Source organism: Actibacterium sp. (assembly GCF_041584535.1).
In the GTDB taxonomy this organism is placed as follows: Bacteria; Pseudomonadota; Alphaproteobacteria; order Rhodobacterales; family Rhodobacteraceae; genus Actibacterium_D.
In genome coordinates, this window is record NZ_JBFHDW010000060.1 from 1 (window position 1) to 10,750 (window position 10,750).

Here is a 10,750-nt window from a genome sequence, read left to right on the forward strand (position 1 = left end):
CGTCACCCCGCGCTACGTCAAGGCCAACCCGGTCGAGGGCGGCAAACAGGCGGTGGCCGAGGCCTTCCGCAACCTCTGCTCTGTCGGCGCGCGTCCGCTGGCCACCACCGACAACCTGAACTTCGGCAACCCCGAAAAGCCCGAGATCATGGGTCAGTTCGTCGGCGCCATCAAAGGCATCGGCGCCGCTGTCGCCGCGCTGGACATGCCGATCGTGTCGGGCAACGTGTCGCTGTATAACGAAACCGACGGCACCGGCATCCTGCCGACCCCGACCATCGGCGCCGTGGGCCTGCTGGCCAGCCAGAACGACCTGATCGCCGGCGTGGCGCAGGACGGGCAGCTGGCGCTGCTGATCGGTGAAACCAAGGGCCATCTGGGCCAGTCGGCCCGGCTGGCCGAAGTGTTCAACCGCGAAGACGGCGATGCGCCGCATGTCGATCTGGCCGCCGAGCGCCGCAACGGCGACTTCATCCGCGGCCACGGCACGCTGATCGGCGCCTGCACCGACCTGTCGGATGGCGGTCTGGCACTGGCCGCCTTCGAGATGGCCGAAGCCGGCGGCGTTGGCGTAACGCTTGACGCCGACGACACCCCCACCCTGTTCGGCGAAGATCAGGCCCGCTATCTGGTCGCCTGCTCGTTCGATCAGGCCGAGGCGCTGATGGCCGCCGCCGCTCAAGCAGGCGTGCCGGTTGCCACGGTCGGTAAATTCGGCGGCGATGCGGTGACGTTCGGCAAGACGCACGCGCCGCTGGCCGATCTGGCCGCGCTTTATCGCGGCGCTTTTGCCGCAGCCATCGCGTAACGCTTGTGAACCGCCGCTCGCGCACCTAAATTTGGAACCACAGACAACAAGGATCCGACCATGGCCATTGATGCACAGGAAATTGAAACCCTGATCCGCCAAAGCTTTCCCAATGCCGAGATTGAGGTGCAGGGCGATGACGGCGTGCATTTCTCGGCTCTGGTGATCGACGAAAGCTTTCGCGGCATGAACCGCGTGCAACAACAGCGCGCGGTGATGAAGGCGCTGCAAGGCAAGATTGATGGCTCGCATGGCGAAATTCACGCTCTGGGCCTGACCACGCGGGCCCCGGACTGAGGCCCTTATAAGGAAAACGACGATGACCGACGCACAGACCCAGATCAAGGAAACCGTGACCGGCAACGACGTGGTGCTGTTCATGAAGGGCACCAAGGACATGCCGCAATGCGGGTTCTCGTCCCGTATTGCCGGGGTGCTGAATTTCATGGGCGTTGACTATAAAGACGTGAACGTCCTTGCCGATGACGCAATCCGTCAGGGCATCAAGGAATTCAGCGACTGGCCGACCATTCCGCAGCTTTACGTCAAAGGCGAATTCATCGGCGGCTGCGATATCGTGACCGAGATGACCCTGTCGGGTGAGCTGGACACGATGTTCGAACAGGCCGGCGTCGCCTATGACAAGGATGCCGCGGAAAAAATCCGCGCCGCCAACGTCTGATCCGGCCCCGGCCTCACCAACGCAAAAGCCCGCGCCAAACCGGCCGCGGGCTTTTTGTTTGAAGGTCTTGGGGCGCTGCCCCAAACCCCGGGATATTTAAGCGAAAAAGAAGCCCGGGGTCTTTTTCTTGGTCAAAATACTCATTCCGGCGCCGGTTTCAGGCGGCGCGGGCCGGGATCAGGCGCTGGTCTTGTCCTCGACCGCATCGGCAAGAGCTTCGGCGCGGGCGGCCAGTTCAGCCAGATTTTCGCGCAGGGCGGCCGGGATCACCGGCACTTCGACCCGCTGCGCTGGCGCGGTTTCGACCGCTTCCAGTTGCGCGGTCAGCGCCTGAAGGTTTTCCTCGGCCTGTTTCAGCCGTTCTTCCAGACCAGCGGTCTTGTCGGCCAGCATCAGCCCCGACATCAGCAGCATCCGCGCTTCGGGCAGGCGACCGATCTGGGTGACAAGCGTTGCCGCCTCGGTATCCAGCAGCGCCGCGGCCGAGCGCAGATAGACCTCTTCGCCCTCTTGGCAGAAGACCTCAAAGGTGCGGCCGCCGATGGTGATCTGAACGTCAGGCATGGTGGTCTCCTTCGGTCAGGGGGGTCAGTTCGGCAAGGATCTGGTCCAGTTCGGCACGGTCGCTGTCGCGCAGCGCCTTCAGCGCCTCAAGCTCGGCCTGCATGCCTTCGTTGATCAGCCCGACCGAGCCCAGCCCGCCGGCATTCGCCTGACGCAGCGCCGCATTGTTGGCGCGCAATTCGGCGTTTACTGCGCGCAGGCGGTCGATTTCCTGTTCCGCCGCCTCGGCGCGGGCCGAGAGTTTCGCCAGCCGGGTTTCAAGCTGGGCCAGATGCCCGTCCTGTTTCTCACGGATGGCGCGCACGCGCTCTTCCAGTTGGGCATTGGCGGATTTCTCGGCCGCCAGCGCCGCTTGCAGTGCTTCGGACTGATCCGAACCGCCAGTGCCAGCCGACAAACGGTCAAAGCCTTTGCCGATTCGCTCAAGCGCGGCCGAGATCCGTTGCTCAAATTCGTTGATGTCGCTCATCTCTGCCTGTCCAGCCTTACTTATGTCCCACGGGTTTCGCACGAATCGCGGGCAGGTCCCGGGTTTCTTGATCTTACCCAATGACCAAGGCAATTGCGCCCCCCTTTCCGGCCCGCAAATCGAGGCTATCGCTTGATCTTGTGGCCGGTGCTGCCTATGACCGCCGCTAACAGACATTCATCGAAGGTTCCTCGACGTGGACATCCAAGCCCTTGCCAAAGCGCACCCCGATCACTGGTCCAAGGCCTGCGCCATTCGCGCCTTGACGCTGGACGCAGTCGCCGCAGCCAATTCCGGCCATTCCGGCATGCCGATGGGCATGGCTGACGTGGCGACGGTGCTGTTCGAGAAACATCTGAAATTCGACGCCTCGGCGCCGAACTGGCCTGACCGCGACCGGTTTATCCTGTCGGCGGGGCATGGGTCGATGCTGATTTATTCGCTGCTCTATCTCACCGGTTACAAAGACATGACCATTGAGCAGATCAAGAATTTCCGCCAGAAAGGCGCGATCACCGCCGGGCACCCGGAATATGGCCACGCCTCGGGCGTCGAGACCACCACCGGGCCGCTGGGTCAGGGGATTTCGAACGCCGTGGGCTTTGCCATGGCCGAGGAAATCCAGCGCGCGCGCTACGGCAAAAAAATCGTCGATCACTATACCTATGTGATCGCCGGCGATGGCTGCCTGATGGAGGGCGTCAGCCAGGAAGCCATCGGTCTGGCCGGTCGGCACGAGCTGTCGAAACTGATCGTGCTGTGGGACAATAACAACATCACCATCGACGGCACCGTCGAGCTGTCGGACAAGACCGATCAGCTGAAACGGTTCGAGGCCTCGGGTTGGTCGGTGTTCGAATGCGATGGTCACGATCCGCAGGATATCGACCGCGCCATCACCGCCGCCAAGGCCACCAAGACCCCGACGCTGGTTGCCTGTAAAACCCATATCGCGCTGGGTTCGGCGGCTCAGGACACGTCCAAAGGCCACGGCGCCCTGACCAACGCCAAGGTCGTGGCTGACACCAAGGACATCTATGGCTGGCACCACGCCGCATTCGAAATTCCCGCCGACATCAAATCGGCATGGGAGGCGATCGGATCGCGCGGCGCGACCGAACGTCAGGCCTGGGAAACCCGCCTGGCCACCCTGTCGCAGACCAAGCAGAACGATTTCCTGCGCGCCTATGCGGGCGAGGCCCCGAAGAAACTGTCGGCGACCATCAAGGCGCTGAAAAAACAGATCAGCGACGAGGCCCCCTCGGTCGCCACCCGCAAATCCAGCGAAATGGTGCTCGAGGTCGTCAACCCGATCATGCAGGAAACCGTCGGTGGCTCGGCTGACCTGACCGGCTCGAACAACACCAAGACCGGCGATCTGGGCGTGTTCATGCCCGATAACCGCAGCGGCCGGTATGTCTATTACGGCATCCGCGAACATGGCATGGCGGCGGCGATGAACGGCATGGCGCTGCATGGCGGCGTGCGGCCCTATGGCGGCACCTTCCTGTGCTTTACCGATTACGCCCGTGGCGCGGTGCGCCTGTCGGCGCGGATGGGCATTCCGGTGACCTATGTCATGACCCATGACAGCATCGGTCTGGGCGAAGACGGCCCGACCCACCAGCCGGTCGAACATGTGGCCATGCTGCGCGCGACGCCAAATATCAACGTCTTCCGCCCGGCGGATACGGTGGAAACCGCCGAAGCCTGGGAAATCGCGCTGACCTCGCAGAAGACCCCGGCGGTGCTGGCGCTGTCGCGGCAAAACCTGCCGACGGTGCGCACCCAGCACACCACCAAGAACCTGACCGCTCAGGGCGGCTATGTTCTGGCCGAATCCACCGGCAAGCGTCAGGCGATCCTGATGGCCACCGGCTCGGAAGTGGAAATCGCGCTCAAGGCCCGCGACATGCTCGAAGCCGAAGGCATCGGCACCCGCGTGGTCTCGATGCCCAGCTTTGAGCTGTTCGCGCAACAGGACCCCGCCTATCGCAAGCGCGTCCTGCCCGCAGGTCCGGTCCGCGTCGCCATCGAGGCCGGCGTGCGCTTTGGCTGGGACCAGTGGCTGCTGGGCGAACGCGGCCGCGAGGCCAAGGCCGGGTTCATCGGCATGAACAGCTTCGGCGCCTCGGCCCCGGCTGAGGAACTGTATGAAATGTTCGGCATCACCGCCGAAGCCACCGTCGCCAAGGTCAAAGAGCTGCTTTGATTGCGCGCGCCTGACAGCGCGCAAGTCTGGTCCTCCGCGCCTTACGGCGCGTCAGGCTGCCTCCGGCGGGGATATTTGAACGAAGAAGAATCTGGTTTCTTTTTCGCATAAATATCCCGGGGTTTGGGGCAGCGCCCCAAGATAAAGCCCGCGCTTGGCGCGGGCTTTTTTATGCCTTTCGGGGTATGCGATTCCCCCGGATCTGTTAGCGGGAACAGGTCATGGCGTTAGCGCCACCACGGTTCTGGTGCCGGAATTTTGCGCTAACAGCCTGAAATCCGCAGCCTTTGCGCCTTCCTTATGGCGCCTCGGCGCGGTATGGAGCGGCCAACGCGACATCACCGAAAACGGAGATCGAAACATGACCATCACCCTTGGCATCAATGGCTATGGCCGTATCGGCCGCTGCACTCTGGCCCATATCGTCGAATCCGCCCGCGAGGACGTGAAGGTCGTCAAGATCAACGCCACCGGCCCGATCGAGACCGCCGCCCACCTGATGCGCTATGACAGCGTTCATGGCCGCTTTCCCAACAAGATCACCGTTGATGGCGACATGATGGATATGGGCGCTGGCCCGATGAAAGTGTTCTCGACCTACGAGCCGACCGAGCTGGACTGGTCGGGCTGTGATGTGGTTCTGGAATGCACCGGCAAGTTCAATGATGGCGACAAGGCCAAGGTGCATCTGGAACAGGGGGCGCGGAAGGTTCTGATCTCGGCCCCGGCCAAGAACGTGCAGAAAACCATCGTCATGGGCGTCAACGACAATGAACTGACGCCCGAGCTGAACATGATCTCGAACGGGTCCTGCACCACCAACTGTCTGGCCCCGGTGGCCAAGGCGCTGCATGACGCGATCGGGATTGAATCGGGCATCATGACCACGATTCACGCCTATACCGGCGACCAGCCGACGCTGGACCGCCGCCACAAGGACCTGTATCGCGCCCGCGCCGCTGCGATGTCGATGATCCCGACCTCGACCGGTGCCGCCAAGGCGCTGGGTGAGGTTCTGCCGGCGCTGAAAGGCAAGCTGGATGGTTCGGCCGTGCGCGTGCCGACGCCGAACGTTTCGGCCGTGGACCTGACCTTTATCGCCAGCAGGGACGTGACCGAGGCCGAGGTGAACGAGGTCATCGCCGCCGCTGCGGCCGGTCCGATGAAGGGCATTCTGGGTTATGACACCGAGAAGAAGGTCTCGATCGACTTTAACCATACTGAGGAAAGCTCGATCTTTGCCGCCGACCAGACCAAAGTGATTGGTGGCCGTCTGGTCCGCGTTCTGGCATGGTATGACAATGAATGGGGCTTTTCGTGCCGCATGGCCGATCTGGCCGCCAAAATGGGCGCGATCTAAGAACGGAGCGGGGCGCGAAACGCGCCCCTTTTATCATGACAGACAGATTAGCCTTGCTGCTTGGGGTTCTGATTGCCGGCGCTGTCGTCGGCGACCTGATCCTGAACGGCGGTCAAGGCAGCCTGTTTCTGGCCCGCCGCTTTGCCGAGTTGACCGAATATCTGGCGTTCTGGCGTTAGGCCAGCCTAGCCGTGCAGCCGCTCGATCAGGGCGGTGTTGACCTCGGCGGGCACGAATTTCGAGACATCCCCACCCAGACGGCAGATTTCCTTGACCAGTTTCGAGGCGATGGCCTGACGCCGGGCATCGGCCATCAGGAACACGGTTTCGACGCTGGCATCCAGCACCCGGTTCATCCCGACCATCTGGAATTCATATTCGAAATCCGCCACGGCGCGCAGGCCGCGCACGATCATCGACGCGCCGACATCGCGGGCGCAATCGATCAGCAGGTTTTCAAACGGGTGGACGACGAATTCCGGGCCGCCCGGAACCTTCAACTTGGCGCATTCGGATTCGACCATGGCGACGCGCTCTTCCAGCGAGAAAAGCGGGCCTTTGTCACGGTTGATCGCGACGCCGATGACCAGACGGTCCACCAGCGTCGACGCGCGCTTGATAATGTCGATATGGCCCAGCGTAACCGGATCAAAGGTGCCGGGATAAAGACCAATGCGCATAACTGTCCCCTCGTATCTTTTACGACAAGCAACAATAATGCGCGGGCCTTTGCAAGAGCCGCCCGGATCAGCGGCCCATAATCATGTCTTGCAGGGCGTCTTTTTCCATCGCCAGCTCGGACAGGCGGGCCTTGACCACGTCCCCGATCGAGATCAGGCCGATCATTTTGCCGTCTTCAAGCACCGGCATGTGGCGGAATCGGCCATCGGTCATGGTCTGCAGGATCTTTTCGGCATCGTCTTCGCGGGCGCAGGTCACGATGCTTTTGGTCATCAGGTCATCGACCGTGTCTGCCATGCAGGTCGGTCCCCGGCGCCCCAGTTCGCGCACGATATCGCGCTCCGAGACAATGCCATCCACCGACACACCATCGCTCGACACAACCAGCGAACCGATCCGACGCGCGGACAATACCGCCGCGGCATCGGCCACGGTCGCGCCCGGAGCAATGGTCACGACGCTGCCTTCGGCCTTGGATTTGAGAATGTGTTGGACTTGCATTTATGTCGGGCCTCCCTTTTCTAATCTCAACCCTCGCCTTATCGACGAGTGTCTGTCAAGTAACTGTGATCTCGGCAGCGGCACTGAGGGCTTCCAGCCGGGAAACTTCTTCTTTCACGCCTGTTATCAGCTCTTGCGCAAAGCGGCTCAGGCGCTCGACCTTGCGATCATCGGCGTGGCGGACCAGATAAAATGCCCGCGTCAGCGACACATGGTCTGTCAGGATTCGTCTAACATTGCGTGCAGCAGGCAAGGTAAAGTCGTGGACGATGCCGATTCCGGCGTGGTGGCGGATAAAATTCAGCTGCACCCCGATCGAGTTCGACACCAGCGTCGGCGCGTCCCCTTGCAGTGTCGACAGATAGTCCAGTTCCTTGTCATAGATCATATCCTGAATATAGCCGATCATCCGGTGGCCTTTCAGGTCTTCAAGGCTTTGGATGTTCGGGTGCTGGTTCAGATAGCGGCGGCTGGCGGCCAGATGCAGGTGGTAATCGGTGATCTTCTGCACGGTCAGGCGACCGGTGTCGGGCGGGCTGACGGTGATGGCCATGTCGGCCTCGCGCTTGCTCAGGTTGACGACGCGCGGCAGCGCCAGAATTTGCACTTCGAGATCGGGATGCCGGTCGGCGATGCTGGCACAGACCTGAGGCAGCAGGTGATTGGCGCAGCCGTCCGGCGCGCCGATGCGGATGACGCCGGTGATCTGGCCGGTCTGGCCGCGCATCTCTTCGGTGGCAAGGGTGATCGCCTGCTCGGCCTGTTCGGCGCGTTCCAGCATGCGTTCGCCCTCGGCGCTCAGGGCATAGCCTTGCGGCGATTTGGCGAACAGGGTGGCGCCCATGCCCTCTTCCAGCCGCTGGATGCGCCGCCCGACGGTGGCCGGGTCCAGCTTCAGGGTCTTGCCCGCGCCTGACAGGCTTTCGGCGCGGGCCACGGCCAGAAATACCCGCAAGTCATCCCAATTCGGCTCCACCAGACCATACCCCCATTTATGCAAAACCTTTTTGGAATACTGGCCCTTTCCGGTTGAAATTTGCAAGACTATTGTGCCCGCAATCAGATCAGGGAGGATCCCATGCAAGAGCTTAGCCATTTCATCAACGGTCAGCGCGTCGCCGGCACGTCCGGTCGGTTTGCCGATGTCTATAACCCCGCCACCGGCGAGGTTCAGGCCCGCGTGCCGCTGGCCAGCAAGGCCGAACTGGATGCCGCTGTCGCCGATGCCGCCAAGGCTCAGATCGAATGGGGCGCCACCAACCCGCAGAAACGCGGCCGGGTGATGATGGAATTCGTCCGCCTGATCAACCGTGACATGGAAAAGCTGGCCGAGGCCCTGAGCCGCGAGCATGGCAAGACCATCCCCGACGCCAAGGGCGACGTTCAGCGCGGTCTGGAAGTGATCGAATTCTGCATCGCCGCGCCGCATCTGCTGAAAGGTGAATTCACCGACAGCGCCGGCCCCGGCATCGACATGTATTCCATGCGTCAGCCGCTGGGTGTTGCCGCCGGCATCACGCCGTTCAACTTTCCGGCGATGATCCCGCTGTGGAAAATGGGCCCGGCCCTGGCCGCCGGGAACGCCTTTATCCTGAAACCGTCCGAGCGCGACCCCTCGGTGCCGCTGATGCTGGCGGAACTGCTGAAAGAGGCCGGTCTGCCTGATGGCGTGCTTCAGGTGATCAACGGCGACAAGGAATCGGTCGACGCCATTCTGGACAACGAAACCATTCAGGCCGTGGGCTTTGTCGGCTCGACCCCGATCGCGCATTACATCTATTCGCGCGGCTGTGCCGCTGGCAAACGGGTGCAGTGCTTTGGCGGCGCCAAGAACCACATGATCATCATGCCCGACGCCGATATGGATCAGGCCGCTGACGCGCTGGTCGGTGCCGGTTACGGCGCGGCGGGCGAACGCTGCATGGCGATTTCGGTCGCGGTGCCGGTGGGCGATGAAACCGCCGACCGCCTGATCGCAAAGCTGGTGCCGCGCATCGAAAAGCTGAAAGTCGGCCCCTATACCGCTGGCAGCGATGTCGATTACGGCCCGGTCGTGACTGCCGCCGCCAAGGAAAACATCCTGCGGCTGGTGCAATCGGGTGTCGATCAGGGCGCCAAGCTGGTCGTCGATGGCCGCAACTTCAACCTGCAAGGCTATGAGGACGGCTTCTTTGTCGGCCCGCACCTGTTCGACCACGTCACCACCGACATGGACATCTACCGCAAGGAAATCTTCGGCCCGGTCCTGTCGACCGTGCGCGCCAAAACCTATGAAGAGGCCCTGGCCTATGCCATGGACCACGAATACGGCAACGGCACCGCGATCTTTACCCGTGACGGCGACACCGCCCGCGATTTCGCCAGCCGGATCAATATCGGCATGGTCGGTATCAACGTGCCGATCCCGGTGCCGCTGGCCTATTTCACCTTTGGCGGCTGGAAAAAATCCGGCTTTGGCGATCTGAACCAGCACGGCGCCGATGCGTTCCGGTTCTATACCCGCACCAAGACCGTCACCGCGCGCTGGCCGTCAGGCCTGAAAGAAGGCGGCGAGTTCCACTTTAAACAGATGGACTAAAACCACCGTCCAGATCGGCGATCACATGGGCCGGGGGCAGAGATGCCTCTGGCCCATTGCTTTGTGCCTTCAGCGCCTCGGCCTGTGCCCCGCGATGCTGGCGGGCGCGCAGGCACTCGAAACTGCCGGCACGAAAGGCGCGGCAGGCTTCGGGGCGGTCGGCATAGATGCCACAGACCAGACGGGCACCGTCGGCCAGCATCAGCTGCGCACAGTGGCCGTCCTGCATTTTCATGTAACGCCGCCCGTCGATCTGGTTGGTCAGTGCCTCGGGGATCGGGCGCGCCCGGTCCGGGTCCAGAAGGGCAATATAGCGGTCGTGACCGCCGAAACAGCACGCACCACACGTGGTGCAGTCAAACTCGGGATGAGCCATTTTCACACTGTCAGAAAGGCGCCGGGCCAAGCGGCCCGATGCCGCCCCGCGATGCGCTGTCGCGGCGTTTACTCTGGCCCGCCCGAGTCGCGCAAGAGCGTTGTTTTTCCGGCCTTGAGGCGTGTTCTGCTTGCCGCACCGGGTCTGCTTTGGTTACCTGCCTAAAACAATGAGACCCGCCATGCCCAAGCCCATGCCCGCCTTTACCATCGGCATCGAAGAAGAATACCTGCTGGTTGACCGCGAGACCTGCGCGTTGGCCATGGCCCCCGCCGCGCTGATGGAGGCCTGCGCCAAAGAGCTGGAGGGTCAGTTCAGCCCGGAATTCCTGCAATGTCAGGTCGAGATCGGCACCCATGTCTGCAAGACCGTGGCCGAGGCCCGCGCCGACCTGCAACATCTGCGCCGCACCGTGGCCCGGATCGCGGCCGAGCATGGGCTGGCGCCGATTGCCGCCTCGTGCCACCCGTTCGCCGATTGGAAGCAACAGCACCACACTGACAAGCAACGCTATAACGA

14 protein-coding genes are annotated in these 10,750 nt (G+C 62.4%); 8 read left to right on the forward strand and 6 right to left on the reverse strand.

Features of this window, described 5'->3' with window-relative positions:
- From ABYW26_RS04715 to grxD, 3 genes are all read left to right on the forward strand, one after another.
- On the forward strand, nt 1–808 hold an 808-nt coding region (locus ABYW26_RS04715), incomplete at its 5' end, for an AIR synthase related protein (protein ID WP_372603638.1).
- Nucleotides 809–868: 60 nt separating this feature from the next.
- Nucleotides 869–1,105 carry a BolA/IbaG family iron-sulfur metabolism protein gene (locus ABYW26_RS04720; RefSeq protein WP_372603639.1) on the forward strand — a complete coding sequence of 79 codons (237 nt, stop codon included), beginning with the start codon at nt 869–871 and terminating at the stop codon, nt 1,103–1,105.
- A gap of 22 nt (nt 1,106–1,127) precedes the next feature.
- Nucleotides 1,128–1,490, forward strand: coding sequence for a Grx4 family monothiol glutaredoxin (gene grxD, locus ABYW26_RS04725; RefSeq protein WP_372603640.1), 363 nt, complete (start codon nt 1,128–1,130; stop codon nt 1,488–1,490).
- Between the two features lie 177 nt (nt 1,491–1,667).
- Here grxD and ABYW26_RS04730 read toward each other — a convergent pair whose 3' ends face one another.
- Nucleotides 1,668–2,054, reverse strand: a complete 387-nt coding sequence (locus tag ABYW26_RS04730; RefSeq protein ID WP_372603641.1) for a cell division protein ZapA — start codon at nt 2,052–2,054, stop codon at nt 1,668–1,670.
- The gene (locus ABYW26_RS04735; RefSeq protein WP_372603642.1) at nt 2,047–2,523 is read right to left on the reverse strand and encodes a hypothetical protein; all 477 of its coding nucleotides are present in this window, start codon (nt 2,521–2,523) and stop codon (nt 2,047–2,049) included. The genes ABYW26_RS04730 and ABYW26_RS04735 overlap by 8 nt, the downstream gene beginning before the upstream one ends.
- A gap of 196 nt (nt 2,524–2,719) precedes the next feature.
- On the opposite strand from ABYW26_RS04735, the gene tkt reads away from it, so the two are divergent.
- From tkt to ABYW26_RS04750, 3 genes are all read left to right on the forward strand, one after another.
- Complete coding sequence (gene tkt / locus ABYW26_RS04740) at nt 2,720–4,735, forward strand: transketolase (protein WP_372603643.1); 2,016 nt, start codon at nt 2,720–2,722, stop codon at nt 4,733–4,735.
- A 361-nt stretch (nt 4,736–5,096) separates the two neighbouring features.
- Complete coding sequence (gene gap / locus ABYW26_RS04745) at nt 5,097–6,095, forward strand: type I glyceraldehyde-3-phosphate dehydrogenase (protein ID WP_372603644.1); 999 nt, start codon at nt 5,097–5,099, stop codon at nt 6,093–6,095.
- 35 nt (nt 6,096–6,130) lie between these two features.
- The gene (locus tag ABYW26_RS04750) at nt 6,131–6,274 is read left to right on the forward strand and encodes a hypothetical protein (RefSeq protein ID WP_372603645.1); all 144 of its coding nucleotides are present in this window, start codon (nt 6,131–6,133) and stop codon (nt 6,272–6,274) included.
- A 6-nt stretch (nt 6,275–6,280) separates the two neighbouring features.
- On the opposite strand, the gene coaD is transcribed toward ABYW26_RS04750, so the two are convergent.
- From coaD to ABYW26_RS04765, 3 genes are all read right to left on the reverse strand, one after another.
- The gene (gene coaD, locus ABYW26_RS04755) at nt 6,281–6,775 is read right to left on the reverse strand and encodes a pantetheine-phosphate adenylyltransferase (RefSeq protein ID WP_372603646.1); all 495 of its coding nucleotides are present in this window, start codon (nt 6,773–6,775) and stop codon (nt 6,281–6,283) included.
- A gap of 67 nt (nt 6,776–6,842) precedes the next feature.
- Nucleotides 6,843–7,277 (reverse strand): CBS domain-containing protein, encoded by a 435-nt coding sequence (locus ABYW26_RS04760; RefSeq protein WP_372603647.1) that lies wholly within the window; start codon nt 7,275–7,277, stop codon nt 6,843–6,845.
- Nucleotides 7,278–7,332: 55 nt separating this feature from the next.
- Nucleotides 7,333–8,253: a LysR family transcriptional regulator gene (locus tag ABYW26_RS04765; protein ID WP_372603648.1), complete on the reverse strand. Its 921-nt coding sequence runs from the start codon at nt 8,251–8,253 to the stop codon at nt 7,333–7,335.
- Between the two features lie 102 nt (nt 8,254–8,355).
- Here ABYW26_RS04765 and ABYW26_RS04770 point away from each other — a divergent pair, with 102 nt between their 5' ends.
- Complete coding sequence (locus ABYW26_RS04770; protein WP_372603649.1) at nt 8,356–9,855, forward strand: CoA-acylating methylmalonate-semialdehyde dehydrogenase; 1,500 nt, start codon at nt 8,356–8,358, stop codon at nt 9,853–9,855.
- Here ABYW26_RS04770 and ABYW26_RS04775 read toward each other — a convergent pair.
- Nucleotides 9,839–10,231: a YkgJ family cysteine cluster protein gene (locus ABYW26_RS04775; RefSeq protein ID WP_372603650.1), complete on the reverse strand. Its 393-nt coding sequence runs from the start codon at nt 10,229–10,231 to the stop codon at nt 9,839–9,841. The two genes, ABYW26_RS04770 and ABYW26_RS04775, sit on opposite strands and share 17 nt — an antisense overlap.
- 181 nt (nt 10,232–10,412) lie before the next feature.
- On the opposite strand from ABYW26_RS04775, the gene ABYW26_RS04780 reads away from it, so the two are divergent.
- A partial coding sequence (locus tag ABYW26_RS04780; RefSeq protein WP_372603651.1) for a glutamate-cysteine ligase family protein occupies nt 10,413–10,750 on the forward strand: 338 nt, incomplete at its 3' end.